Origin of the sequence: Occallatibacter sp. (assembly GCF_049582745.1) — a bacterium.
Taxonomy (GTDB): domain Bacteria; phylum Acidobacteriota; class Terriglobia; order Terriglobales; family Acidobacteriaceae; genus Telmatobacter.
Genome location: NZ_JBAUUO010000044.1, coordinates 78,378 through 104,320 on the forward strand (window position 1 = coordinate 78,378; position 25,943 = coordinate 104,320).

The following is a 25,943-nucleotide window of genomic DNA, read 5'->3' on the forward strand; positions in this document are numbered from 1 at the left end:
CTACACGCGACTATGCCCGATCTTGCGTTGAAGTTCAAGTGCGTTCAGCAACTCGCACCAAAGTAAATTTGCGGACGGCTGTAAGTGTTTTAAGCGCTGGAACACCACGTGCCAAGAGGTTTATGTGTCATGCGCGCTTCTGTATCTCGATCACTTCCCCACCAGCCTTCAGCCGGTCACAGAAGTTGCACCATCGCTGCATCATTTTGCGACGCTCTGGCAAGAAGCTGGTGCGATTGTAGGCCGTGCCCAACGGGTCCTTGACCCGGTGTCCTAGCTGCATCTCCAACCACTCGACAGGGAACTTCAATTGCTCAGCACCTAGGGTCCGGAATGACGCGCGGAATCCGTGCCCTGTCGCTACATCGGCGGGAATCTCCATCCGTCGCAGCGCGGCGAGAATGGCGTTGTCGCTCATTGGTCTCTTCGCGCTTCGCGCACCGGGAAATACGTACTCGCTATTGCCGCTGAGCTTGTGTAGATCACGTAGGATAGCAAGAGCCTGCCTGCTCAGCGGAACAATCAGGGGCGGGCCATCCTTCGAAGCCTGAAAGCACCACTCTCCTGCTTCTAGATCGAACGCACTCCATTTAGCCTTGCGCAGTTCACCGGGCCGCACGCCGAACATTGGGGCCAACTTCAAAGCAGACTTCACAATCAACGTTCCCGAGTACTCGTCGAACGAACGCAGTAGAACACCAAAAGCCTTTGGTTCCGTGATAGCGGGGAAGTGTTTGACTTTCGGTCTCGGTGCGAGAACAGAAACCATGTCGGCTGCAGGGTTCCGTTCGCAAGTTCCGGAGGCAACAGCAAACCTGAATATCTCGGCTACCCGCTGTAAGACTCGGTGCGCGGTTTCGCGGACGCCCCGAGCTTCGATGCGCCGCATGACAGTCACTATTTCTGGAGTCTCAATGGCATTGATTGGCCGCGCACCAATGTACGGGAACACATCATGCTCAAGACTGCTCAGGACACGCTTCGCGTGGTTTGGGTCCCACGTCTCAGCTTGTTTGCTGTACCAGTCGCATGCGACCACTTGAAACGTGCTCTCATCCGCCCGCGCTGCTGCGGCTGCCTTCTCTGCCTTGCGCCGTTCGCTCGGATCGGTACCGGCAGCCAATAGCTTACGTGCATCGTCGCAGCGGGAGCGAGCCCTCTTCAAGTCCACTTCGGGATAGACGCCGAGCGAGAGGCGCTTTTCGCGGCCTGCAAACCGGTATTTGAACCTCCACCATCGACCACCGGACGGTGAGACTTCAAGGTAGAGCCCGCGTAGATCGTAGAGCCGCACATTGCGGCCCTGAGGCTTGGCTTTCCTGCATTTCATATCGGTCAGGGGCATTTGGTCACCTATCAATACGGGCTGGGGGCAACTGCTATTTATGCTGCCCACTTGCCCCTAATCTTGCCCCCAGTTGCCCCCGGATGTCAATAAACGACAGCCGAACGTCATTGAACTACTAAAGCATTTGGATGGTTTATGTTATCTTGGATTGTGAACTTCATCGAACGTCTTCGGAAGGTTTGTTGGTAGCGCTAACGGGAATCGAACCCGTGTTTTAAGATTGAGAATCTCACGTCCTAACCCCTAGACGATAGCGCCAATGTTATCAACTATTTACGTAGTGTCCATCGATTCCTATCCAGTTTACTATCCATTTCTGGTAGAATTCAAACCAGAAGAGCCCTCAGCGACGAAGGTCGGCCTGCACGTTTTCCCCTCGTCCGGGAAGGTTTCCTGCACAGCCTATGAGTAGTTACGGACAGTCCGTCAACCTCAAACAGTATCGCCGTTTAGGCGGAAAATGGCAATTTGTTCCGGTGGTTAAAGAGAAGGGTAAACCCAATCCTAAGCTGGTCTTGATTGATGGGGAGCCGGTCAGTTCCAAGGGCGGCACCTTCTACCTCGAATACCGCGAAAACGGGAAGCGCATACAGCGACCATGCGGGAACACTCCACGCGAAGCTCTCGACGCTTGGTACCTGCAATGTGGTATCCGCACCGGCGAGATCGAGCCGGAGGGGGAACCGGCGCCAGCTTCCAAGGGGCTGACCATCGCGCAGGCTATCGAACGGTACCTGGTCGATATCCGGGCCACCAAGGGTGAGCGAACGTTCAAGGAGTACCGCCGCCAGCTTGAGTGGTTTCAAACGCGGACAACCAAGCAGTACATTTCCGAACTCGACCGTTCCGACGCAATGATGATCTTCGCCAAAGGCCGCGAAGAGAGGGTCAATGGATCTCCGCTCAACCAGAAGACCATCAACAAGCGCGTTATCATCATGCTCAACGCCATGCGAAGCCAGGGCGCGGTCATCGAGATGAAGCGGGGCGACTGGCCAAAGACAATCGAAAAGAAGGTTGAGATCTACCAGCCTGAAGAGCTGAACCGGTTCTTCTCCGCTTGCGACTCCGAAGAGCGGCTTCTTTTTCAGATATTCCTTGGCACGGGCTTTCGAGAGCGCGAGGTCGCGACGCTGTCCTGGTCGGACATCCACTGGAAGGAAGGTAAGATCGGGGTCTCCGCAAAGCGGGAAATGGGCTTTACACCCAAGAGCTACGAGGAGCGAAAGGTCCCTGTCCCCATGGCTTTGATTGCTGCTCTTCGAGAACGGAAGAGACACAGCAGTTCCCTTCTCGTTTTCCCGACGTCTCCGCACCACACACGGCCCGACTTCGGCAAGGGGGATAACCCAGATGGACATTTCCTTGAACTCTGCAAGGAGATTGCCTTCCGTGCCGGCCTGAACTGCAGTCACTGCAAGGGCGAGTACACAATCTACGTCCTGAACAAGGGCATCCGGAGCAAAGCTAAGCGCGCCTACCAGTGCGATTCATCTCCGCGCTGCGGCAACTGGTATCTGCACAAGTTCCGGCATACGTTCGCGACGAACATGCTTCAGTCTGTGGATATCCGAAGTCTGCAAGTGATGCTTGGACACAAAAACATCGCGACGACCGAGAAGTATCTTAAGTCCCTTCGACTCGATCAGCTTCGAGACAAGATCGAAGCTTCGCCGCTGGCGACGTATTTAGCTTGAGAATGTTGTAGCTTACCACTGATTCGCTTGCTCTAGGGCGCTCGCCGCGCTCCGTATTCAGCGGTCGATGCTGACGTTCTACCACTTATCCCTAGCGCATGTTGTTCATACGCAATCACTTAATCTCGATGTGGCTAGTTTCCCTCCAGAATGAGTCGAACTCGGTCTCATCCCGCTCAGCTTGTGCCTCTTTACAGAAGAGGTGCAGAGAGAGTGGCCGATTCGACGGTATAGCCAATTGCGCTGTATCCCCTCAGTCTGCGTTCGTACATTCTGGCCAGCATCGGAACACGGTGGTCCACGTAATCGTAAACCTGCACCATGCGTTTGTTGTCGTGGAGGCGATGCAGGCGGCCAACATATTGCTGCAAAGTTCCTTTCCAGGAGATGGGCATGGCGAGGAACAACGTGTCCAGGCGCGCATCGTCGAATCCTTCTCCGATGTAGCTCCCTGTCGCGATAATCACCCGCGATTCATCATCCCGTACTGCCCCCATTGCCTCCGCGATCTGACGGCGCTGCTTCTTGCCCATACCTCCTTTCAGAATAAAAACATGCTCCACGGCGCCATTCAGCTTAGTCGCCAAATACTGCAAATGTTCCTTCCTGCCGGTTAGCAGCAGTGGCGATCGTCCGGACTCGACAGTGCGTAGGATGTCCTCGGCAATCAATTCATTCCGCGATACGTCGCTCGATAGCGCAGCATAGACATCCTGAATCGTCGCGTCGCCGGTATAGAGCGGCATTTGGAAATCTGTGTGGCGCGGTATGACTCTGTGTTCGAATGGGTTTGATTGCGCCATCGCCTTGGCGCTCATGCCGAACCGGACAGGGCCACACTGCATGTAAATGATTGGATGATGTCCATCCTTCCTCGTGGAAGTGGCCGTCAGGCCGAGGACAAATTTGGCTTTCACCTGCCTCATCACCTGCTCAAAGGTAAACGCAGATATATGGTGGCATTCGTCAACAATGACCTGGCCGTATTCCGCGACAAAGTCCTTTACGCCGTCCTTCTGATAGAGACTCTGGATGACTGCAACATCGATGCGGCCTGTCCGGTTCATATCCCCGCCGCCAATGTGCCCGATCGAATTGGCAGGCATGCTCAAGAACATCGCCAGCCGCTCCTGCCACTGGTCAAGCAGTTGTTGTCGATGGACCAGGATCAAGGTATTGACTCGGCGCTTAGCAACTAACCACGCAGCCACGGCAGTTTTCCCAAAGGCAGTTGGAGCACACAGGATTCCATCGTCATGGGCCGCGATTCCGTTCACAGCATCCTCTTGGGCTGGCCGAAGCGCACCATTGAATTCGATATCAATGGGCACACCTGAGTACCGTTCATCACGGACGACGGGCTGAATGTGATGTGCGCGCAAAAGGGCCAGCACGTCGGTCAAACATCCGCGGGGTACTGCAATGTGTTTGGTGAAGTCTTGGCCACAAGCAATCACACGCGGCTTGGCATATGTCGAAAGCCGCAAAGCTTGGGCTTTGTAGAACTCGGGATTCTGAAACGCTGCCAGTCGAAGCAGACGATTCAGCATGGCTGAAGGAAGATCTTGCTTTTCGACATAAAGGAGATTCGCGCGGACGATCTGCACCGTATCGGGCAGTGGCCCCTCAATCAGGCGCTCCAGACGCTTTCGTGATGGGGGCAATGTCCATGGATCCTGCCCATCTTCATCATCAGCAACACTGATTCGGACTCCAATCAAATCGCCATTGCATTGGGCATCGGCAATGATTTTCTCGGCGGCCGCAGGAGACAGCCGCCGAATTGACGACAAAAACTCCCACTGATCGGAATATGGGCGGAGCGCTGCATCGACGAAGACGCTGTTGCCTGACCGGCGTGGCGCAAATTGTAAGGGCAGAGCGATCAGATTTCCGAAGCCCCCCTTGGGCATCGTGTCCTGATTGGGTAACAGGCGATCATAGGAATCTAAACCAAGTTGATGCCGCCGCTCCATCGTGCGAGTAAGAATTGCACACCCAAGCTTCCGGGCTGTGGTTGCAGGCACCGCATTCTCAAAGAAGATCCACGCATGAGCGCCATTTCCTGAACGTGAACGCTCGAGAAAAGCCGGTACGTTTAACTCCCGACAGGAATCCAAAAACGCTCGAGAATCGTCGGTCCAGGTTTTCTTGTCGAAATCCACAGCTAGAAACCAACACGTCTCGTCCTGAAGAAGCGGATAAATGCCAACGGTCTCTTTCCCGAGTAGATGGTTCGCTATGACGCTGTCGGTGAGGGGGAGATATTTTCTGGTGTTTTTGTCGACCTTCTTTCGATCTTCATGTCTGCTAGAGTTGATCGCTTTCCAATCTTTTAGCGCGGCGGGGGAGTATCCGCAGCGACCGTCTGGATTCTCCCATCGGCGAGCATAGATATCCTCCCTTCCGCGAAACAAACTCCGGAACAACGTGATCCGTCTGCGGGCGCGCCCCTCCTTCGTTTCCGCGGCAGCGGGTCCTTTGGGTTGAGTTAATTGAGATTCGTCTGTAACGGACTGGGGAATAGAGACGCCATGAACGGCGAGAAGGTGTCGCAGCCGAGCATTCTCTTCCCGCAGCCGTTGATTCTCCCCATCGCGAGGGTCGAATGACACCGGTTCTGAATTTCTGCTGGTCATGCTTAACGCGCTGCTCTGTGGGCGCCTTTGGTGTGCTCAGCCAATAGGTAATCCATGTCATCGCCGACGCCGTAACCAAAATCATGGCTGATCTCGCGCACGCGGTCTAATCGCATCATGTAATCGTCACGGCCTTTGGCATCAAGCGTTGCAACCAATTTGACGGCCTTGCTCAAACATTCGAACGAGCCCGTTGACGTATCCCTCTTCTTGGTAGCCGACGTCCTGACAGAAGCAGACGGCTTGCTCGCAGTAGGAGACCATCAGTTCGGCGACGCCAGCCGGTTCGCCCACGGCTTTCTTGTAATCGGAGATGGCCTGCTTGGCCTTGGAGACAGATACGTCTTGGTTGCGGAGGACGTCGGGGCACAGCCACCGGCTAATTGTCCTCTTGTATGGCGCCAATACATCTTCGCGCAACCCAAACCGTGCGTGAAGGAATGCCTGGTTATCCTTGCTTGCGTTGTAGAGGTCATGCAGCAGGCCCAACACCGCGGAGTGATCGAGAACGGCGAGTTTGGCTTTGACATGGCTCCAAGCTGCTTGGGATTTCGATTTGGGTTTGTTCATATCGGCTTTGTGTCTGGTGTCCGTTTTTCGACGCGGTGGCTCTTCTCTCACTCTCCTAGGATTCGAACACTTCATCGATCCTAAGACAGTGATCCTGCAACTGCACACCGTGCCTGCATACTCGGCTTACTGCTCCATGCTTTCTTTGATGGCATTCTCGAAAAACTTGCGCACGCTCTCGAAGACCGTGGCAATGTCCAAGTCCAATCCACATTCCTTGGCGAGAGCCCGGAACGGCATTTGCCAGTCCTCTGGCGGTGCAGACAAGCTCGCAGGCAATGCGTGCGTCCCTCTGCGCGCGAAGGTGAGTTGCAACGCATTGGCAACTCTTTGCCGGTCAAGCTGGTCATCGCCGATTAGGAGAGCCAAGTCGACAAGATCTTTCACTCGGCTGTTTTGCGAGCTTCGTGGAAGCGTATAGGCATGGATCTTCTCTGCAAGTTGTTGCTCCCGGGATAGCATCCATACGCGCGGCTTCTGGATTCCAGCGAAGTCGAGCCAGTCGTGGCACTCCACAGTTTCGAGAGGCTGCAGGACGATATCGCCCACGCCTGCGTCGAGATGGAAACGAGCAAATATCCTCCCATCCATGCGCGTTTCAATCGAATAGCGAGCACCTCCGTACGGAGCAGCGGCCAAATCCATCGTCGGTGATCCGATTGTGAACTCGAACCAATCGTCGAGCGATACACTGGCTCTCTCCTGCAGCATCTCCCGGATCGCCTGGACCGCTTCTCTACCCTCCAATGCGCCCGTGACTCGCTGCACAGTCAGATCGATATCAATCGTGGATCGAGCAGATTTGAAGCGAAGTTCCAACGCATAGCCGCCCTTCAATACCCACGGCGCCACGTCGTCCCGGAACAGCCGCGCCAGCAGTCGATCAAAGGATATTTGGCGCCGGAGTCGATTGATATCGACCTGCTCCGCCATGGAGATGCTCTTGAGTCGCTCTTCCAGGGCTCTTCGAAAGGCTCCAGCCGTAGCGTAAGTTCTGGGTGAGGTCATCAAGCGATCCCTCTTAGCGCATCTGCGGTAATCTTCTGCGCGATTTCACTCATCTTCGCATCCCGGAGTTCTCGGCGGATGATCAGACCGCGATCGACAGCCTGCCGAAGCGCCTGGCGAATGAAGGTCCGTTCGACAGCGCCAGCCTCCACCAGATCAAGAATTGTTCGGAGCGGTCGAGTGTACTTGTAGCCGGGCCCAACCAGCACCTCGCTCGTAGGCAGGTTCGCATGGTGAAGCACCACGATTCCCGGGATGTCGCTATTGCGGCGGAAGTGCGTCGGCACGGTCATGTGGAGCTTTGCCGGATTCAGGTCCGATAGTTCGTGGAGGCTCAGCGCAGTTTGATGGCTAAAGACCCCTTCGATTTCTTCCCTCCTGTTCCGAGACCAAAGCGACCAAAGAATCAGGTCAGGGCGGTCAGACAGTGGGAATTGGGCGAGACGGTAGATGCCACGATGTTCGCGGATCCAATTCCCTGCCTGCACATGATAGGGATGAGTATTTTCGGCGAATCCGGCTGCTTTGGCCTGCTTCGTAGTGAAGAACCCCTGCTGCTGCTGAGCGAGATCGAAGAGCCGCTGCGACACTTCTCGATGAGATTGGGCCACGACACAATACTACAAGATTTTTGTGGTAACAGGAAGAAGTGCCATCCAGAGGCTTACTATCCAATCTTACTATCCATTGCTGTAAAACCTGCCCAAAAGCAGCACTTTTAGTGCAAATTTGGCAACGAATGCAAACGATTCAATTCGCAAGCAAGTCTTTTAATTTGAATCGATTGTAAGATTCTGTAAGGTTTAGCGGCTTTGCGCAAGGTGAGGATCGCAATCCAGAGGTGGTGTTGGGACATGCGCTCTGGCGGCGCCGGTTTAACGGAGATCCCGATGTTATCGGCAAATCCGTGCTGCTTTCCGGCCACAACTTCACGGTGGTCGGTGTGGCGCCGGTGGGATTTCACAGTGTCGATTAATTGCTGAATACGGAATTTTGGGTTCCTCTCTGGTCCGCAAACACATTGTCAGTCGACATGGGGAATCCCGCCGAACGCGACCATCAATGGCTCGCAGTGATCGGACGGCTGCGTCCCGGCACATCCGGTCGGGAAGCCAAGAGCGAGTTGCAGACGCTCGCGGCGCGCCTTGCCCAAAGCTATCCCAACACAAACAGGCAAATGACGTTCGCTATTCACCAGGCTGGGACTTTGCCGATGCGGGAAAGAGGACAGGTGGAGATTTTCCTTTCCGCGCTTCTGATCGTCGTCCTGCTGGTGCTGGCCATCGCTGCAGCGAATGTCGCCAATCTTCTCCTGGCGCAGGCGGCTGCACGACAACGTGATATGGCAGTGCGTCTCGCACTTGGAGCCACTCGCGGACGCCTGCGCAGGCAGCTGCTGATGGAGAGCCTGATGCTGGGCATTGCCGGTGGCGTACTCGGTGTTGGCCTTGCCGTATCGGCAGTGCGATCACTCTCGTCTGTGCAGCTGCCCCTCCCCATCCCACTCGATATCAACTTTGCCGTGGACTGGCGCGTGCTTCTCTTCGCATTTGCTCTCAGTATCGTAAGCGGGCTGGTCCTGGGAGCAGTGCCTGCCTGGGTCGCCGCGCGGCCTATGCTCATGCGCGCATTGAAGGGCGAAGAGGCCCTATCGCGATCCACGCGTCCGATCAGCCTCCGCAACGTGCTGCTGGCCGGGCAAATCGCCATGTCCGTGATTTTGCTCCCTCTAACCGGGCTCTTTCTGCGCAGCCTCATGACCGCCGCCACCATCGATATCGGTTTCCGCCCGCATGGGCTTGTCATGCTCTCCGTCGATCCGCGACTTCATGGATATTCGCCGGAACGCACGGTGCTATTTCTGAATCAACTTCAACAACGTGTCGCCAGCCTCCCCGGCGTTGTCTCTGCGGCGTGGACCGATCTTCCACCACTCTCAGTAGGCGGACGTAGCGATGGGCTTTCCGTCAGTGGCAAATCAAGTGAATCCGAGATCGGCACGGATCTCTACATGGCCACGCCCGGCTTCTTCGCGACCATGGGCGTTCCGCTCATCGCCGGCCTTGAATTTCGCAACGAACCTCCAGGAGGAGCGATCCGGGCCGTCGTGAATCGCGCTTTCGCGGAGCGCGTGTTCGGCGGGAAGAATCCACTGGGCGAGCACGTCTCTGGGGCAGGAAGGACATACGAGATCGTCGGTGTCATTGGAAGCATGAAGTCGCGCACTCTGGGCGAAGAAACGCGGCCAGTGCTTTATCGTGACTTGAGCCAAAGCATCGGCGGAGATCCCTCCTTCCTGGGATACACGATCGTGGTGCGCACATCCGCAGATGCGGCGGCGCTGATCGAGCCAGTGCGCAGGCAGATCGCAGCGATTGATCCGGCCCTGGCCGTGTTCAACGTGGAAACCATGGATGAACACATCCGTTCGGCATACTTCCTGCCTCGTCTTGCCGCTACGCTCTTTGGCGTGTTTGGCGGAATCGGATTGGTGTTGGCGGCCGTGGGCCTGTATGGCGTGATGAGCTACTCGGTCAGTCGGCGAACGCGCGAGATCGGAATCCGCATGGCCTTGGGGGCGCAGCCCCGCGCTGTGGGACTTCTCTTTCTGCGCCACGGTGTTGTGCTCACGCTAATTTCGATCGCTTTGGGTTGGCCTGCCGCCTGGATCATTTCCAAATTAGTGCGAAGCTTTCTCTACGGCATTCAACCGCACGACGCTCCCACCTTCGTAACGGTTCCGATTGTTCTTGCCGCTGTAGCATTGGCGGCGTGCTGGATTCCGGCGCGGCGCGCCTCCCTTGTCGATCCTGCGGAAACCTTGTGGACCGAGTAGGGTGACGTGCCTCGTTGAATGATTCTGTACATGTGTGCCGATCATCAGAAAAGGACATCGCCGGTTCGCGGTATCACCTCGATTCTGCATTACGAATTGCGCCTCATTGTGCGCCGCAATGATGCAGAATCCGCCGACCTCGTCAGCTGGCACGTACAGGACGAGTCACGCTTCCAGGACTGAAGTGACAATTTCCAATAATGCAGAGCCACGAAAATGCGCAAATCACGCGCATTTGCTGAACCATCCAATCGAAGTTGATCTCCGGATGAGCGGATGATGACCTCTCGCGCGCATGCATGGGACTACACAAATGCCGAAACTTCCTGTTCGAATCGGTTGAGCCGTTCAATTGCCGACTCGACTGCGGGAGTGCCTTCTTCTTTGACTTTCCGCGCGCGATCAAGTGCTTGTTCTGCAATGCGGCTGATCTCGTGCAGAAGCTTACGGATCTCGGCTTCCAGGCGCCCTCGGCTATCCTCAATGCGATTGAGAACATCGTTTTGTACACGCGCTGTTTACTTCCAGCAGATGCCGCAAGAATTCTCGAGCTTCGTTCGTGATGACTTTGCGTGCACCCACAAGCGGCAAAAAGACGTCAGCGAGCCAGCGCAGCGGCGATGGGGGTTGCGCAGTTCCGATGAAGTCCTCGAAGATGAAGCTGGAACGCACACGGAAACCTTTCTCCGGATCGAGCGCATGGGGCATACGCGTGAGTTCGCTCAGGTCCGCGTCGGCTAGCTTTTTCAGAAAGTTGTTTCCCATCTCCACAAATCGAGCGGCTACGGCCCGGTATTGGCGTTCGCCTTCCTCCTGCTCAGGTTTGAGCCAGGGCATTACCTTGCGGCGCGAGATCTCCTGCGCGAGGTGCATTGCCAGGCGCCGAAAGTGCGGGCCAAAACCAAGTGGTATCGACGGTAGCTCCCCAGCGAATTCCGCTTCAGCTTCTGTCCATGCGGAATTGAAAAACTGCTTGTGCCTGTCACCGAAGAGGTCCGAAATTCGATGCTGCTCCGCCATAAACAGGAATTTCAACTCGTGCATGGAACGCTCAGCTTCGCTGATGGTTTCCTTCATCAGCCCGATCCGCCGTTCGGATTCTTCGATGGGCCGTTGAAGCGCGTCGCGGTCCTCATTGATGACAGCAAGCAGTTGTTCGCTCAGGCGCTGGAGGCCGCGGTCGCAAGCAGCGCGAACGAGGGTTCTGCCCGAGTCGTCAACCAGGTGACGCAAGCTCGCTAGCAGTTTTTCCCAATCCCGCAGCGGACCGCGTTTTTCCATCCGTTCGACGGCGCTTACCTCAAAAACCTCGCTCATCGGGCGATGTAGCCGCTTTTCCAGAATGTCGCGCGTGAACTTCGCCGCGGCGGCACGCTCCGGATCGCTGGTGCGGTCGGACTTGTTGATCACCAGGATCAGATCCTGAACCTGCTTGCCAACCGTTTCCACCAGCGCCAGTTCCTCGCCCGCAATCGGCGGATCGGCCCCGACCACTACCAATGCCGTATCAATGTGTGGAATGAATGCCCGCGTGGTGGCCGTATTTCCAGTGAACACCGAGCCCAACCCCGGCGTGTCAACAAAACACATGCCGGAGGACAACAAAGGGCTGGGCACAAACACTTCCGCGCCCTCCACGGCCTTTTTGTTTTCGGGGTTCAGCTCTTCGGTAACGTATTGCTTCAAGTCGGACATGGCAATGTCGCGCCAGAGCCCGTCGCGCATGCGAACGCGCGCATGAAGTGCGTTCCCAAACCGAATCACGGTGGGCACGGCCGTGACCGGAACAAACCCGGTCGGAACAACTTCGTAACCGACTAGAGCATTCAGCAAAGTGGATTTGCCTCGCTTGAACTGACCGACGCAGGCCACATAGAAGCGTCCTTCGGCAACCCGCTGTGCCAGTTCACGGGCTTCCTGTGCAACAGCTTCCGCCTCAAGTTCCTGAGCCAGATCGGCAAGCTGCAACAGACGGGAGGCGCCATCCGCAGACACGCATGTCTCGGTCGGAATGCTGCCGTAATCTTGCACCGTCGACCTGCTGTTGCATTCCTGCATCACTCTTGCTCTCTTCGTGGAGATACGGCTGTCACTTCGCGGGGTCCCGTGAATAGCGGATCACCTCGACATGGGACATGGCGATCAAGCCCTCTTCCACCATTGCGTCAAGGTGCGGAAGCAGCTTGTTGATCTGTTCCTCCCGATCGATGATGCTCAACATGATCGGAGCGTCTCTCGAGAACTTCCAATGGCTCGCATGATGAATCCTTGTGCTCGTTCCGTAGCCTTCAATCCCGCGGTATACGATTGCGTTCGCAAGTCCCAACTCCTGGCACTTGGCGACAATCGCCTCATGCAGTGGTTTACCCTGCCATTTGTCGGCTTCACCAAAATGAATACGCAACATCCTGGCCTCGAATTGCTCTTTCATGGCATTTGCTCCCCTTGCGCGGGTGTATGGGGAGATGATGGGACTGCTTCCGTCTGGTCGAGTCCTTCAGCGCGATAGGCGAACTTGATGATGTCGACATTGGAGAGAACGACCAGACCCTCTTCCACCATCTGCTCGACGAGCGGCATGAAGGCCTGGAGCTTTTCCTCCGTATCGATCGCCGAGAGCATGATGGAGCAATCGTGAGAGAGGTGGAGCGCCCGGTCCTTGTGGAGCCGGCGATGCGCCCCGTAGCCCAGGATGCCTCGATAAACGGTGACGCCGGCAATATCGTTGGCACGCATGGCTTCGACGAGGGCCGTATGAAGTGGTTTGTCTCTCCACCGGTCCGCTTCGCCAATGTAGATCCGCATCATTTTGGCCTTGCCTTCGATTTTCAGATGTGCGGGGGGAATGTCATTTTTCGGCTTGGTCTTTTGCGCGGGCTTGGCCACCATGGTTTCCTGCACCTCGATCATTCCGGTGCCGACAAGCTCTTCCAGTTTGCCAAGCAGTTCGTTGACTTTTTCGCGCGACTCAATGAACTCGATCTTCAAGGGCAGGCGATCGGAGATTTCAACCGACCGCGACGTGTGAATGTGATGGTCGGCGCCAAAGCCGGCGATGCCCTTCGTCACGGTCGCTCCCGACACGCCCCGATAAAAAAGAAAATCGAGGATGCTTGAATACGTCGCGACCCCATGATGGGTCGAACCTTCACTGGTGTAGATGGAAACCTTGAGAGCCTTCCCGGCGTTCAGCATTTTCCCTCCCTATGCTCTGAGTCCGCGTTGTGCAACCAAAAACTTGGCAGCGCGTCCAGGTGCGCCTCTGCCATCGATCCATTTTCGTTGACCATGGTCAGGAGGACTTCGCCCGCCGCCTGCGCGTCTTGTACCGCGGCCCCGCCCCATGCGTGAATACCGCAGAGCCGATCGATGTCCCTGGCCGAATCCCCCTGCGAATAAATCAGCCGGTAATCCTTCAGGAAGCGGCCTGGCGGACATCCTGGTTCATGCACGAGTTCTTCGATCGATTGATGAAGTGCGCTTTGCCGAGGTGATCTCATGAAATCACCTCTCCGAGGACAGCGCCCCCCCAAGCGGCCACAAGCCCCAAAAGCAAGCTTCCTATCGCATAAAGTGCGGCCATAGAGAAGGCGCCGGTGCGAAGAGTCGAAAGTGTCTCCCACTCATACGTTGAGAACGTGCTGTACGCGCCCACGAATCCGGTCGCAATCAGGAAGCGCCATGCAGGATTCAACTCGGCACGCTTGCCGAGATAGGTCAATGAGAACCCGATGATGATGCAGGCGCTGATGTTGATCACAAGAGTTCCATAGGGAAATTTCGTTCCCAATCGATTGGCGACCGCGGAGCCAACCCAATATCGGGCAATGGCTCCGAGCGAACCTCCCACCGCGATGAAGAAGTATTTCTGCAAAGTTTCGTCTCCTTATTCCGTCACGCTTTGCTTACTTCGGAAAGTTGCTCAGAATCCAATCTTAAAAGTCGCGCCAAATCCTGAGCCAACTCCGGCGAGGTCCCACTTCCTCCGCATAGCCCGCGACGGCGATTGAGTTGCGCCCGATAAGCATCCGCATACGAATTCACAAATGCCACCATCTTTCGGCTCGTCTGCTCGGCCCACAGATCGAGAGCGCGCTTGTACCGGTGCAGCTCTTCCTTGAGCAGGGGACCAAGGTGCTCCCGTAGATTGCTCCGCACCAGCCTTCGAACAACGGCCCTTCCCAACCAGGTCCAGCGAGCGGCGCCAATTTTCAGTGGGACCACCTCAATCTCGAAGCGCGGAACTTCCCTCAGTAACAATTCCGCATCGTCGGTCGAAGGAACATCGGAACGCGACATTTCCCTGGCGATTTCCTTCAGCGTCTCGACAGCCCCCATCAGGCTGCTCCGCGATTTGGCGATCGCTTCGTCCACCCGTCGCTGCACCGTAGCATGCATCCACTCGGAAATCTCAAAAGGAGTGAAGTGCTTTCTTTCACCGGCGGCGATGCGCGCCGTGATCGTCTCCGCGAGTTCGGCCACGATGTTCTCGGGGCGTTCTCCCAACTCAAGAAACGCTTGATCCAGCATGTTCCGCTGCTCTCCGATCTCTCCATTGATCCGGCGAAGGCGCACTTCGATGTCCTGAGCATCGATCGTGCTGGCGACCTCTCTTCCGCGCTTCTCGTGGTCAAGCGTTGTTTCAAGAGCTGCGATTACCGAATCGCGAAGCGCACCGATCTTTCTGGCGACCGATGCCTCGCGGAGGCCTCGGCCCTGCTCGAACCGAGGATACAGCTCGCGTTCGAAAAACTGATCGAGCAGCGCGGAGTACTCCGGCAACGAACTCACAGGATGGACCTCTGTGTTTATCCCCAGTTCGCGCTTGAGCTGCGTCTGGATATACTCGGTGACCCGGCGAATATCTCCTTCCCGCAACAGGTCTGCTTTGCTGAGCAGCACAATCGACGGGATACCGCCTTCGTAAAGCAAGCGGAGCGTTCCAATGTCCTCATCGTTGAGAGACACTGCGGCGTCAATCATCAAGAGGGCCAGGTCGCAGGCGGGCAGGTAGGCCAGGGTTTCTTGAGCGCCGCGCCGTGCGAGCGAGCCAAGACCCGGCGTATCGACCAGGAGAATGCCCTTTTTGAGGCGCGCCGATGGCACTTCCGCCATCGCGCGAACCACGTTGCGGACGTTTCCGGGATTACCTTGTTCGCTGACGAGTAGCTTGAATTCTTCCAGCGAAACCTCTTCCACGCGCCCGCTGAGGAAGGTCGCCTCCGCATGCAGAGCGCTTCCATAGCGCAGCTTCGTCGGCACCGCCGTGATCGGATTGACTCCAACTGGCAGGACATTCGTGTCCAGAAGCGCATTGAGGAGCGATGACTTCCCGCAGCTGACCCGACCAAAAAGGGCCACTTCGAGATTGCTGTCTTCCAGACCGTGAGCGAGCGCAGCGACACGCGAACGGAATTCAACCAATCCATGCCGGGTGATGATCTCTTCGAGCTCTCGCAGCAGACCCACGGCGTGCCCGGCTTGTTCCAGCTCTTCCAGTCGGGACTGAAGGTTGGTTCCAAATTCCTGGCGAATATACAGCTGCATACTTTGGACAACGGACCGGAGTTCATGGACAACGCCGGTCAGCTCATCGACCGCATCGGCCGGAACGGCTCCTGATCCCCGCATGTAACTCGGCTTCAGCTCTTCAACGGCAATGTCGATGAACTCAAGATGAGTCAGCAGGGTCCGGGTGGCTGGAATTTCCGGCGGCTCCGGCTTCATCTGTTGCCAGGCCAGTGTGCGCAGAAGCTGTTCGCGAAGCCGGCGAATGTGATCTTCGAGTACGCGCGCTTGCGCGGGGGTGATGTCGATAACGTGTCGTGGGAAGGGAGACGGCGAACCTGTCTCGTGGAGTACCTGCTCCATCTCCGCCAGCATTTTGTCAATGTACGAGCAGGTGACATAGAGGCGCCGTTGCTGAGCCTCGTTGAGTTCGCCTCGGGAGCGACTTTCCTTGCTCTCCGGTTGATTTTCGGGCATCACCCCTCCAAGTTTTCGACCACTCCAGCGACAAAGACCAGTCGCCGGTGACCCCGGACGCTTCGAGGAGTCCTTTGCCCAATTGAGCGGTTCTGGTGGACTCCAACACCAGTAAAAATCGTTACGCCTTCACTGCCTTTTTCTAACGTTCATAAATGCTTGCACCCGCATGGCGCGCCTTGGAACCCAATTCGCGCTCGATTTCAGGCAAACAGCCATATTTCGCGATCCGCTCGCCCCACGGCTGGAAAATCCGCACATCCAAGCCGCGCTGCCGCCAGCGCAAATCCCACCCAAAAAGCTGAGAGAGCCCATGGATTCCACATGGATCCAATCTCCTTCAATTGTGTTTAGGGACCGCTGCCGGGACATGACTCCGCGACAGGAATCCCTGTCAGGAGTCATCATCTGTCCGGCCTATTGCCACCCCAGCGACTAATACCTGTCGCCGGGGACCCCGGAGGGGACTGGACAGCGGTTAAAGGTGAACTCCGTCACCTCAAAGTTGCTTGAATCGTAGGGTTTCGGGGCGGGAAAGTCAAGTGATCGCCGATACGTTGTTCGATTCGGCCAGCACGTCAGTCGGGTACTGTAATTCGCTTTCGATACTGAAGCCGGCATCCCGAATCATGTTCGATATACGCCGGTGCACAACCGCAGATGTGCGGATAACGGAAATCAAAAGCTGCGCAAGAGAAATTCTCGTGTGCTTTTCAACACCTTTTCTTGCGCAACACGATCAGGCAACATGCGCGCAATCTCAACAGCGCCCACCATCGTTGAAAAAATCGCAAAAAAAGCTCGTTCCTTGTCGGCAGCTCGCCGCCCCGGCATGAAGCGAAGCATTCGATCCTTGTAGTTCACGAGCTCGGAAAGAATCTGACCTCTCATACTTTTATCGACGCGCGCCAGCTCTGGGGCGAGCACCGGCAGCGGGCAGCCGCGTTCTGCGTGATCGCAGTATTCCGTGCTTAGGTAGGTCTTCACAATCGCCTTCCAGGCTATCTCGGGGTGCGACTTTTTCGCCGCGGCAGTCAGGGTATCGCCGATCTCGCGGAACGCCTCGTGCAGCGACTCGAGAAGCAGATCGTCCTTGCTTTCGAAGTGCTTGTAAAAGCCTCCGTGGGTCAGGTCGGTGTCGTGCATGACGGCTGCAACCGCCGCGCCCATCATGCCCTCGGTGCGAAGACGCCGCGATGCGTCCTTTACGATCTTCTGATGGACTTCGGCTTTGTGTTCGGGTCGGTAACGCATAGGTTCATCATAGGACGCGGGAGATCATCCCACGGTGCAACCGGCTGCCGTTTGCAATAGTTCAAATCGATAGGATGATATACATCCTCTCATATGCCATTTTCTGAGTCCATTGGATGATATCTATCATCCCATCTCGCAGGAGGTCGATATGTCGCCGGAAACTCTCTTTCAAATGCAACTGGTTTTAGGTTATGTCGCGTGCCTTCTCTGCTTCGGCGCCTACATTCTGCCCAAGCTCAGGCTGATGGACCGATTTGAGGCGCAGCGCGTCATCGCTACCCTGCACAGCTTCCGCTTCTTCGGACTCGCCTTTATCCTGCCAGGCGTAGTCGGCCCCAATTTGCCGGCCGGCTTCGCCACGTTCGCCGCCTACGGAGACTTCTTAACCGGAGTGCTGGCTCTTCTGGCGCTTCTCACGGTAAGGGTACGTCCACTCTTTTGGTCTTTCGTTGTTGCCTTTAATCTCGTGGGCGCCACCGACATCGTCGTTGACTACTATCACGCGACTCGGGTCGGCCTTCCCGCGCTCGCAGGACAGTTGGGCGCCATGTATGCGATCCCGATCATCTACGTGCCCATGCTGATGATCACGCACGCCGTCGCGCTCTATTGGTTGTTAAGGCGTCCACAGATCGCCAGGTAGTGGACAACGAACAATCAGGCGGATCCGATGGTCGGTTCGGAGGATTATCTGGCCGGAGCCGATTTGACCAGTTTTACAGGTCCGGAAATACCCGATGGTAAAGGACGCAGGTTCTCCATATCTTGCGGAGTGAACAGCTTTCCGTAGCGTTCCCACAGCAGCCGGTAATCGGGCGGTGGCTGCCCTGCCATGGAGTTGATTGCCGTATTGCCAACCACGATGCGCAGATCATTTCCGCCTGCGCGCAGATAAGAGGTGACATCGAGGCGGAAAGGCGGCCGCCACACCACCCCCGCGAGTTTGCCATTCACGTAGATTTGCGCCGCTTCGCGAATCGGCCCCTCCAGATACGCCTTCATATTGTGTTCCCCCGGCGGAAAAGGAAGACTCTCCTTGGAACCGTCTCCGAAGTCCAGCAGGATCTCTGTTCCTTGCGACAAATCCTTGTCCGGCAGATGAAAATTCTTCCGATAGGTAGCGAGGCCCGAATAAAACTTCGTTCTGCTGTCTTCACTCCACGATGCGGGGCGATCCATCTCCGTTGAGAGTCCCATCCCATCGAACGTCACTTTCCACTTCCTTGATAGATCGAGTTCGACAGACTCACTCCTTTTCACATCCTGCGGCGCGGCCATCGCAACATCGGAGAAGAAAATCAGACGCGACTCGTAGGGTGCGAGATCGAGAGTGATATCTCGGGGATCGGGAAGCCCTGATACTGCGCCGGAGAAGCTGTCCCACGTCTCCGCACGGCCGGCAGTATCGCGAAATTGCGCTCGCACCTTCTTTTCCTCATTGGAAGTATTCGCCACAAAGTAGAGATTGCCTGCGGAGAGTTTGCGGTGGATGAAACCAATCTCCGGCGTCGGTGGAGATAGCTTCAAATCAGGAGCTGCATCGCTTGCCATCTCCGCGCCCAACTTCGCTTCATCCTCGAGAAAATGCGCGGTCGGAATGCCTCCGTGAAACAGCCGCTGCGACAGCTCTTTGATCTGCGCGGACTCCTGGTCGGCATGTATCAATCCTGGGGCCGTCGCCGGCAGACGCCGGGTTGCGATCACAATGCCGCCTCGGCGCGCGAAGTCAACGATCTTCTCGTAGGTCGAAAGCGGCAGTCTGTTCACATCTGGCAAAATCAGCACGCGATAAGGGATGCCAACATTGTTGATGGTGTCGGCATCGATGAAATCCAGATTGAAGCCGGCATCGACAATCTGGGCGATCACCTGCTTTCCAAGCGCCTCGTCCATCGACTCATCGATACTTACATTCGAACCTGTTTCGTCAAAGCCCGCGAAGCTCGTCGGCGACGATTGCTTACTAATCTGCGCTTTGAAAGATGCCCATACATCGTCGTTGGGCAGCAGCAAGGCAACATCGTTGGCTGGCTCCCCCTGACGCAGCGCAAAGCTCACTCTCTGCAGATAACGAGAAAGCTCGGGCATTGCAAAAAACCATGGGTTATGTGCATTGAGGGCTGCGGCTGCGTACATGTGCCAACCCGGCTCTGCAGCCGACGAAGGTGAATACGGCCATCCGTGTCCGACAAGCTGGTTGATGCCCTGCAAGAAATGCAGATCCGCCTCCGCCTTCAAATCCAAGGGCGTTGCTCGAAATGCTGGCGAGTGCAGCCACGTCCACGTTTCAGAGGAGATCACTGGCCGATGAAACAGATGACCAGCGGACGCAGCCCAACGGGTATCGGAGAACTCCCGCCACATGTTGAACGTGGCCTTGCCTTCACCTTCCGGCAGGTCCGCCAATCGGTTGCTCCAAAGCGTGACCGGAGGGAAACCATACGTCTGCGAACGGAATTGAGTTGAATGCCCATGCGCGCCCACGCTTGAATCGGCTTGAGAAAATTGTCGTCTGCCATCTCCGTAAGCGTTCTGCCCCAGTCGTGGCGAATCGCAGCCGTGTCCGGCCCCGCGTCCATTACCAAAGCGAGCAGATGAGGACGAAGATCGTAGCCGCGCCTCCGTTGGAATTCATTGAGCAATGCTGGGCTCCAATCGGATCCATAATCCTCCAGGCTGTCACTGAAGACAGCATAAGGCGGCTGATTACCAAAAGCAGAGAGGAGACGGTCACCAACGGTGTGAAGGTGATTCTCAGTTGCAGCGCTGTCGTAGTGGTCGAGAACGAAACCTGCAGCACCTACCGCCGGACGCTTCACCGTCATGCCGGTACGGCTGGAGATGAAGCAGATCAACGTGCGAGATTGGGAGGCGGACGGAAATGAAAACCAGCCGGAGACGGGCGGAGCGAGCGCTTCTGCATGGGCGATTTCTTCTGCAGAGGCAGATCGCGCAATGATGAATCCGGAGATGAGAGCCTCGCCTTGATCGATAAAGGGCGCCAACGCTGAAGTCGCGCCCGGATCAACGGTTCGAGACTCGACGCGAAGCTTGCCGGCGGCCTCCGTGACGGGAATGTGTGGACCGCCAAGGGGCCATCCACTTCCGAGAGTCACATCGACTCGAAGCCCTAAGCGCCTGGCCTCGGCAACCGCAAAACGCAAAGCCTCAACGTGCTCCTGCGATAGGAATGGCAGATTTCGAAATCCAGTAAACGGGTCGTCGAGGCCAAGCGCATAGAGGTCGGCGATCTCGACGCCGCCAATGCCCGCAGCCTTCATTTGTTCCAACTCCCTGGTGAGTTCCGCGTTTTTCACCGCGGGTCCGAACCACCACCAGCGCATCATAATCCGGCTCGCATCAGGCGGATTCATAAAGCGGCGGTGCAATTCTGCAAGACGTGCATTGGGCTGCGCCGTCGCGAAGACAGCGGTGACCGATGCGGATACCCACAGCATAAGAAGACTGCAGCATAGGTTGGTGCATCTGCTCAGCCTATGGTTGGGGAATGGCATAAAACGGATGGCCCTCCAGGTCGGAGAATGCTCAACGCAATGCCGCGCCGGCAATTTCAATCAGTCCGCGTGTTGTCTCAAATCAGAGGCTGGATTCGATTTCAGAAGAGTGCGCTGGCTTGGCCACAGTCTATCTCCTGGCGGTCGATTGCCCTGTTGGCGCGCTTCAGATGCTGGCGGATCGTGGATCGTCGCATTCGAAAAGATGATGGGATCCCCGGGAAGAGAAATCCAGGCGGCGGGAAACTTCGTAACCATGGCAAAGCCGCGTTGAAGCGGAAACGGCCGTCAGATGCCTAGTTTCCGCACTTCCTCGTTGTAGTACTTGCGGTAGAGGATCTCCCATTCCTGCGAGCCTTCGAGGATGATTTTGCGCTGTGAGGCAATCTTCTGGCGGGCGGCGGTGTCGATGCGGGCTTCCTCGGTGAGCAGGTTTTCGAGCGCCTTGCGCGCTTCCTGCCGGATGGTGTTGCGATCCTCCATGAAGCCCACGGCATCGATCTCCGCCAGCGTGTCGGCTACCGTGTGAGCCAGCTTGTTGAGCTTATCGCGGTTGATTCTCATAGCACCGCCTTGTATTTCTTGGCGAGCTCGGTCTTGACCTTCTTGAACATCTCGGCGTATTGCGCGCCCGATTTGCGCATCTCTTCGGAGTACGCCTCAAGAATCACGCGCACCTCGTCGTTAATGCGGTCCTCGAGCGCGAGCTCCTCGGTGAGCCCTTCTGTCACGCGCGCCTCTGTGCCCTTCAAGTCGCTGGTGGTGATCAGTTTGGCATCAATGAGGTGCTTGACCGTACGGCGGGCGAGATACCCAATGTATTCACGAGAAAAAATCATGAGCTAAATCTCAGAATACCGCATTGGGCCGGGGGCTGTACACCGGCGACGCCAGTGAACAGTGCACAGTGGCCAGTGCACCGTGAAAACGTCCCACCGCCGAACCAATGCTTAGACCACTGTGCATTATTCACTGTTTCGCTGTTTCACTTTACTGTTTCACTGTTTCACTGTCCACTTTTCACTATCCACTGACCTGCCGATGCGGGCAGGTCTTCGTGTTGACGCACTCGTCTGCCAGCCGCAGCCGCTCTACTGGACGGCCATTCACTAGATGCTCCTGCACAATTTCCGCGGCATCTTCCGGCTTCACATGCCCGTACCAGACCGCTTCTGGATAGACGACCACGGTAGGCCCGTGCTCGCACTGATCCAGGCAGCCGGATTTGTTGATGCGCACCGTATTTCCCAGGCCCGCCGCCTTGGTCAGTTGCTGTAGCTGCGTATGCAGTTCGCTCTTTCCATCCGCGGTGCACGAAGGCCGCGGCGCGCCTTCAGGACGGGTATTATGGCAGACAAAAACGTGGCGCTCGAACAGGGGCAATCGTTGCTCCTCCTGCCTCAAGCTTACAGGGCTGGATTCGACGTAAACTTTCCACATTTGCGCCCGCCCAACCGGCTCCCATCTGAGAGAATGATTGCTTGACCATGAGCACGGACAATCTGCTGTCGCTGAAAGACGATATGGTGGCCTTTATCGAGGGCCACGGTCTCGTCCGTCTTCCCGGATACGTTACCGAAGATGTTCCCTCCATTGTGTGGGAAGGCGAAGGCAATCCCGACGCGTGGAAAGATTTTGTCGAGATGGCCAAGCACGTCGGCGCTCCCTTCGTCACGTTCAGCGAAATGCGGCTGGAGCGCGAAGAGCTCGATCACCTGATCGAAGAGGCCGGCGAAATGAACTTCCCGGATGAAGAAGCCTCCGAACTCGTCGAAGCGCAGTGGCTGCGCAAATACGCCGGGATGGTTGGCTACATCCAGCTCGGATTTATTTACCAGGGCATCGTCTTCCTGCACGAAACCACCACCGAGTGGTACGAGCGATTCCAGTCGTTGCTTGAAGATGTGGAGAGCTTCAACGACATCATCATCGACGACCACGATCACGAACACGACGAAGAGGACGAGTAATCGCGGTGAGCGCCATAGGGCCAACTCAAATCGGCCCCGCCGTTCTCAGGGTTCCGCGCCAGCGTTGGATTCTGGCCGAGCCGCATCCCCAGGAAGCCGAAGCGCTCGCACAGGCAGCGCGCATTCCCCTGGTTCTCGCGGAACTCCTCATCGCACGCGGCATCGGCACATCCCACGAAGCCTTTGCATTCCTCAATCCTGAAGTGGCTCAACTGCACGATCCGCTGCTGATGTTGGGCATGCAGGCAGCGGTGGAACGCGTGGAAGCCGCCCTCGCGCGCAAAGAGCCCATCCTGCTGTACGGGGACTATGACGTCGACGGCACCACCGCCGTTGTCTTGCTCAAGACTACGATCGAACTCCTCGGCGGCACGGTTCGCTTTCATGTGCCGCACCGGCTGCGCGAGGGCTACGGGCTGCAGTCTGCCGTGCTCGAAGCGGCATACGCCGACGGTGTGCGGCTCGTCATCACCGTCGATACGGGCATGCGGGCCTTTGCCGAAGCTGAGACTGCGCAGCGCCTTGGGCTTGACCTCATCATCACCGATCATCATCTTGCGCGAGTCGATGAAGCGGTTCCGATCGCTCTCGCCATCCTCAATCCCAATCAGCACAGCTGCGGATATCCCGAGAAATCGCTGTGTGGAGCGGCCATCGCGCTCAAGCTTGCGCAGGCTCTGCTTGAACGACACGACGCTGAACTGGCACGAACCAAGCTGCTGCCCAGTTTCCTCAAGATGGCCGCCATCGCCACGATCGCCGATGCGGTTCCCCTGCGCGGCGAAAATCGCGTGATTGCCGCACTGGGACTGCGTGAACTTCGCCGACCGGTCGGCGCCGGCTTGCGCGCTCTTTTCGCCGCCGCACAGCTTGATCCGGCAACCAGGTCGATTACGGCTTTTGATGTGGCTTTTCGCCTCGCGCCGCGCATCAATGCAGCAGGACGCATGGACGTGGCCTCTGAAATCATCGAACTCTTCTGCACCCGCGACGCCGCCCGTGCCACCGAACTCGCCAACAAGCTGGAGCACCTCAATCGCGAACGCCGCGACACGGAAGCACGCGCCCTGGCTGCCATTGAAGCCCGCCTCGCGACGGACGCGGAGCTTGCAGCCGCACTTCTCGTTGTCGTCGACGGTGACGGCTGGCACCGCGGCGTCATCGGCATCCTCGCATCGCGCGTAGTCGAACGCACGGCAAAGCCTGCGCTTGTCATCAGCATTGAAGACGGCGTGGCGCATGGCTCGGGCCGATCCGTCGATGGCTTTCAATTGCTCGAGGCCATTGAAACCTGCGCCGATCTCTTCACGCGCTTTGGGGGCCACGCATTCGCGGTGGGCTTTGCACTGCCTGTCGCATCGTTGCCCGAGCTCAAGCGCCGTCTCGCCGTGTGCGCTGCTGAGCGCCTTGCCGCGCGTGAACCGGAGCGCGTTCTGAATATTCACGCCGAACTACGGCTGCATGAGATCACCGCCGTTCTCGCAGGCTGGCTGCGCAAGCTTGAGCCGCTGGGACACGGAAATCCTGAACCAATCTTTGTCGCTTGCAATGTCCGCGTGATCTCGTCTCCACGAATCATGAAGGAGCGTCACCTGCGCCTCGATCTGGCCCAGGAGGAAGGCGCTGCTGCGATCCGCGCTGTGGGTTGGGACATGGCTGCGCGATCTGCCGAACTCGCGCTTGCGCAGGGCTCGCGCGTCGATGTCGCTTATCGCATTCGCGAGAATCTGCATCCCGACTTCGGCGGCCTCGAGATTGAAATCGCCGGCCTCAGACCCGCAGGTGCCGAATGTCCCGTGTCCTAAAGTCGCGTCCAATCACGTATCTCCCGCCATGTCATTCCGACCGACCCACGGGAGTGGAGGAACCTGCAGTTGCCTTTTTTCAGCCCTGCCATCAACGTCATGTCCTTTAACCGATGCACCGATTTTCATGTTCTTCGGGTGGCGCTACGCCCCATGAACAACTTCGCTTGATCCTTTCGCTGGAGCTAAAGAAAGCCCACGGCAGGCCGTGGGCTTTCAGGTTTCTGTCCGAATGAATCGCAAACGAGACTATCTATGAGGTTCCTTCGGTGACTTCTCTTCATGCGGCCGCGACTGCTCGTGCTGCGGAGCAGGACGCGACTCAGTCCGCGGCTGCGGAGCGGGACGCGATTCGCTGCGCGGCTGCTGATAATTCCCGCGCGGCTGCGGTTGCTGATACTGCCGCGGCTGCTGCCGGTTCTCGTATTGCGGCTGGTGCGACGGCTGGTTCTGGTACTGCAGCCTGCCGTTCTGCACGTTGCCGCGATTGTTGTTGTACGTGTTGGACGGCTGCGGTCTCATGTTGCTCTGCGCCCCACGATTGTTCTGTGCCCCACGATTGTTGTTGTAGCCCATCGGCCGCTCTGCCGCCATGGTCTGCGGATGTCCGCCATTATTTTTCGCATAGAAGGAACGGTCAGATCGCGCAGCCTGAAAATGCTGCTGCTGTACCGAAGTCGCTCCCATGTGCTGCTCATGCATTGCGCTCCGTTCGAAAGAGGAAGGGTCGTGACGGATGCCGCCCGGTCCGCCGCTGTAGGCTACGTGACGATCATTCACAATCGTGTTGCGCTCTACAACTGTGCGATCAACATAAACGCGGTCGCGCCCCCAGCGGGGTCCACCACCCACATGCATCACAGCGGTGTTATAGGCGAATTCGTGACCGCGCCAAGCGCCGCCCACGAAGCCGATACCCATGTAGCCGAACCCGTAGTTCACGCCGCCATAGTAGCCAACGTGGCGCCCCCAGTAGCCGGGATGGAAAACATAAATACCGCTGGACCAGCCCCAGTAAGGAGGCGTCCACAGCGCGCCTTCATACGGTGCAGGTACCCAGGAACCGGGAACCCAATAGTAGCCGTCATCGCCGTAGGCCCAGTAACCGGGCGTCCACATCCATCCAGGCTCCGGGCACGGAGGCTGTTCGTAAACCGGCAGCACCGGCGGCGCGAAGCCGACACTGATTAGAACGCCCGCGAAAGAGGATGCGGGAACAAGAGAAAGCAGAAACGCCAGAAGCATCCAGCGCGATTTGCGAAGTAAATTCATGGGAACCCTCCTCGAAACTCTTAAACCCGCTTATGAGCAGC

24 protein-coding genes, 1 tRNA gene, 1 pseudogene and 1 riboswitch are annotated in these 25,943 nt (G+C 57.1%); of the genes and pseudogenes, 6 read left to right on the forward strand and 20 right to left on the reverse strand.

Going from position 1 to position 25,943, the window contains the following annotated elements:
- Nucleotides 1-127: 127 nt before the first annotated feature.
- Together WCA10_RS05425 and WCA10_RS05430 are read right to left on the reverse strand one after the other, a co-directional pair.
- Nucleotides 128-1,345 (reverse strand): tyrosine-type recombinase/integrase, encoded by a 1,218-nt coding sequence (locus WCA10_RS05425; RefSeq protein WP_472821485.1) that lies wholly within the window; start codon nucleotides 1,343-1,345, stop codon nucleotides 128-130.
- 186 nt (nucleotides 1,346-1,531) lie between these two features.
- Nucleotides 1,532-1,606: transfer RNA gene (locus WCA10_RS05430), tRNA-Glu, on the reverse strand.
- Nucleotides 1,607-1,752: 146 nt separating this feature from the next.
- Between WCA10_RS05430 and WCA10_RS05435 the strand changes: the two genes are divergently transcribed.
- Nucleotides 1,753-3,045 (forward strand): tyrosine-type recombinase/integrase, encoded by a 1,293-nt coding sequence (locus WCA10_RS05435; protein ID WP_472821486.1) that lies wholly within the window; start codon nucleotides 1,753-1,755, stop codon nucleotides 3,043-3,045.
- Between the two features lie 191 nt (nucleotides 3,046-3,236).
- Here the strand turns inward: WCA10_RS05435 and WCA10_RS05440 are convergent, their stop codons facing one another.
- From WCA10_RS05440 to WCA10_RS05455, 4 genes are all read right to left on the reverse strand, one after another.
- Nucleotides 3,237-5,684 carry a TOTE conflict system archaeo-eukaryotic primase domain-containing protein gene (locus WCA10_RS05440; protein ID WP_472821487.1) on the reverse strand — a complete coding sequence of 816 codons (2,448 nt, stop codon included), beginning with the start codon at nucleotides 5,682-5,684 and terminating at the stop codon, nucleotides 3,237-3,239.
- A 141-nt stretch (nucleotides 5,685-5,825) separates the two neighbouring features.
- Nucleotides 5,826-6,254: a hypothetical protein gene (locus tag WCA10_RS05445; RefSeq protein WP_472821488.1), complete on the reverse strand. Its 429-nt coding sequence runs from the start codon at nucleotides 6,252-6,254 to the stop codon at nucleotides 5,826-5,828.
- A gap of 126 nt (nucleotides 6,255-6,380) precedes the next feature.
- Nucleotides 6,381-7,262, reverse strand: a complete 882-nt coding sequence (locus tag WCA10_RS05450) for a nucleotidyl transferase AbiEii/AbiGii toxin family protein (protein ID WP_472821489.1) — start codon at nucleotides 7,260-7,262, stop codon at nucleotides 6,381-6,383.
- Entirely contained in the window at nucleotides 7,262-7,852 is a 591-nt protein-coding gene (locus WCA10_RS05455) for a type IV toxin-antitoxin system AbiEi family antitoxin domain-containing protein (RefSeq protein ID WP_472821490.1), read from the reverse strand. The genes WCA10_RS05450 and WCA10_RS05455 overlap by 1 nt, the downstream gene beginning before the upstream one ends.
- A gap of 230 nt (nucleotides 7,853-8,082) precedes the next feature.
- Here WCA10_RS05455 and WCA10_RS05460 point away from each other — a divergent pair.
- Nucleotides 8,083-8,238, forward strand: a pseudogene (locus tag WCA10_RS05460) (ABC transporter permease); the annotation flags it as partial.
- 57 nt (nucleotides 8,239-8,295) lie between these two features.
- The gene (locus WCA10_RS05465) at nucleotides 8,296-10,098 is read left to right on the forward strand and encodes an FtsX-like permease family protein (protein WP_472821491.1); all 1,803 of its coding nucleotides are present in this window, start codon (nucleotides 8,296-8,298) and stop codon (nucleotides 10,096-10,098) included.
- A 480-nt stretch (nucleotides 10,099-10,578) separates the two neighbouring features.
- Here WCA10_RS05465 and WCA10_RS05470 read toward each other — a convergent pair whose 3' ends face one another.
- The 8 genes from WCA10_RS05470 to WCA10_RS05505 form a co-directional block, all read right to left on the reverse strand.
- Nucleotides 10,579-12,156 carry a dynamin family protein gene (locus WCA10_RS05470; protein WP_472821492.1) on the reverse strand — a complete coding sequence of 526 codons (1,578 nt, stop codon included), beginning with the start codon at nucleotides 12,154-12,156 and terminating at the stop codon, nucleotides 10,579-10,581.
- A 31-nt stretch (nucleotides 12,157-12,187) separates the two neighbouring features.
- Nucleotides 12,188-12,529: a DUF190 domain-containing protein gene (locus tag WCA10_RS05475; protein ID WP_472821493.1), complete on the reverse strand. Its 342-nt coding sequence runs from the start codon at nucleotides 12,527-12,529 to the stop codon at nucleotides 12,188-12,190.
- Nucleotides 12,526-13,293, reverse strand: coding sequence for a DUF190 domain-containing protein (locus WCA10_RS05480; RefSeq protein WP_472821494.1), 768 nt, complete (start codon nucleotides 13,291-13,293; stop codon nucleotides 12,526-12,528). The genes WCA10_RS05475 and WCA10_RS05480 overlap by 4 nt, the downstream gene beginning before the upstream one ends.
- Nucleotides 13,287-13,598: a hypothetical protein gene (locus WCA10_RS05485; protein WP_472821495.1), complete on the reverse strand. Its 312-nt coding sequence runs from the start codon at nucleotides 13,596-13,598 to the stop codon at nucleotides 13,287-13,289. Before WCA10_RS05485 ends, WCA10_RS05480 begins: the two co-directional genes overlap by 7 nt.
- Nucleotides 13,595-13,972 carry a fluoride efflux transporter CrcB gene (gene crcB, locus WCA10_RS05490; protein ID WP_472821496.1) on the reverse strand — a complete coding sequence of 126 codons (378 nt, stop codon included), beginning with the start codon at nucleotides 13,970-13,972 and terminating at the stop codon, nucleotides 13,595-13,597. Before crcB ends, WCA10_RS05485 begins: the two co-directional genes overlap by 4 nt.
- 20 nt (nucleotides 13,973-13,992) lie before the next feature.
- Nucleotides 13,993-16,083 carry a dynamin family protein gene (locus WCA10_RS05495; protein WP_472821497.1) on the reverse strand — a complete coding sequence of 697 codons (2,091 nt, stop codon included), beginning with the start codon at nucleotides 16,081-16,083 and terminating at the stop codon, nucleotides 13,993-13,995.
- 203 nt (nucleotides 16,084-16,286) lie between these two features.
- The gene (locus WCA10_RS05500) at nucleotides 16,287-16,409 is read right to left on the reverse strand and encodes a hypothetical protein (RefSeq protein WP_472821498.1); all 123 of its coding nucleotides are present in this window, start codon (nucleotides 16,407-16,409) and stop codon (nucleotides 16,287-16,289) included.
- A 62-nt stretch (nucleotides 16,410-16,471) separates the two neighbouring features.
- Nucleotides 16,472-16,591, reverse strand: a riboswitch (Fluoride riboswitch).
- Nucleotides 16,592-16,761: 170 nt separating this feature from the next.
- Nucleotides 16,762-17,337: a TetR/AcrR family transcriptional regulator gene (locus tag WCA10_RS05505; RefSeq protein ID WP_472821499.1), complete on the reverse strand. Its 576-nt coding sequence runs from the start codon at nucleotides 17,335-17,337 to the stop codon at nucleotides 16,762-16,764.
- Between the two features lie 151 nt (nucleotides 17,338-17,488).
- Between WCA10_RS05505 and WCA10_RS05510 the strand changes: the two genes are divergently transcribed.
- The gene (locus tag WCA10_RS05510; protein WP_472821500.1) at nucleotides 17,489-17,983 is read left to right on the forward strand and encodes a hypothetical protein; all 495 of its coding nucleotides are present in this window, start codon (nucleotides 17,489-17,491) and stop codon (nucleotides 17,981-17,983) included.
- A 44-nt stretch (nucleotides 17,984-18,027) separates the two neighbouring features.
- On the opposite strand, the gene WCA10_RS05515 is transcribed toward WCA10_RS05510, so the two are convergent.
- From WCA10_RS05515 to WCA10_RS05535, 5 genes are all read right to left on the reverse strand, one after another.
- A complete protein-coding gene (locus WCA10_RS05515) occupies nucleotides 18,028-19,746 on the reverse strand; it encodes a glycosyl hydrolase (RefSeq protein ID WP_472821501.1) in 1,719 nt (572 codons plus the stop codon).
- On the reverse strand, nucleotides 19,638-20,798 hold the full coding sequence (locus WCA10_RS05520; RefSeq protein ID WP_472821502.1) for a glycosyl hydrolase: 1,161 nt from the start codon (nucleotides 20,796-20,798) through the stop codon (nucleotides 19,638-19,640). Before WCA10_RS05520 ends, WCA10_RS05515 begins: the two co-directional genes overlap by 109 nt.
- Before the next feature lie 345 nt (nucleotides 20,799-21,143).
- Nucleotides 21,144-21,419 (reverse strand): DUF507 family protein, encoded by a 276-nt coding sequence (locus WCA10_RS05525; protein ID WP_472821503.1) that lies wholly within the window; start codon nucleotides 21,417-21,419, stop codon nucleotides 21,144-21,146.
- Nucleotides 21,416-21,694 (reverse strand): DUF507 family protein, encoded by a 279-nt coding sequence (locus WCA10_RS05530; protein ID WP_472821504.1) that lies wholly within the window; start codon nucleotides 21,692-21,694, stop codon nucleotides 21,416-21,418. Before WCA10_RS05530 ends, WCA10_RS05525 begins: the two co-directional genes overlap by 4 nt.
- 184 nt (nucleotides 21,695-21,878) lie before the next feature.
- The gene (locus WCA10_RS05535; RefSeq protein ID WP_472821505.1) at nucleotides 21,879-22,238 is read right to left on the reverse strand and encodes a (2Fe-2S) ferredoxin domain-containing protein; all 360 of its coding nucleotides are present in this window, start codon (nucleotides 22,236-22,238) and stop codon (nucleotides 21,879-21,881) included.
- 104 nt (nucleotides 22,239-22,342) lie between these two features.
- Between WCA10_RS05535 and WCA10_RS05540 the strand changes: the two genes are divergently transcribed.
- Nucleotides 22,343-22,825, forward strand: a complete 483-nt coding sequence (locus tag WCA10_RS05540) for a hypothetical protein (RefSeq protein WP_472821506.1) — start codon at nucleotides 22,343-22,345, stop codon at nucleotides 22,823-22,825.
- A 5-nt stretch (nucleotides 22,826-22,830) separates the two neighbouring features.
- Nucleotides 22,831-24,630 (forward strand): single-stranded-DNA-specific exonuclease RecJ, encoded by a 1,800-nt coding sequence (gene recJ / locus WCA10_RS05545; RefSeq protein WP_472821507.1) that lies wholly within the window; start codon nucleotides 22,831-22,833, stop codon nucleotides 24,628-24,630.
- A gap of 249 nt (nucleotides 24,631-24,879) precedes the next feature.
- Here recJ and WCA10_RS05550 read toward each other — a convergent pair whose 3' ends face one another.
- The gene (locus WCA10_RS05550) at nucleotides 24,880-25,902 is read right to left on the reverse strand and encodes a YXWGXW repeat-containing protein (protein WP_472821508.1); all 1,023 of its coding nucleotides are present in this window, start codon (nucleotides 25,900-25,902) and stop codon (nucleotides 24,880-24,882) included.
- Nucleotides 25,903-25,943 lie beyond the last annotated feature (41 nt).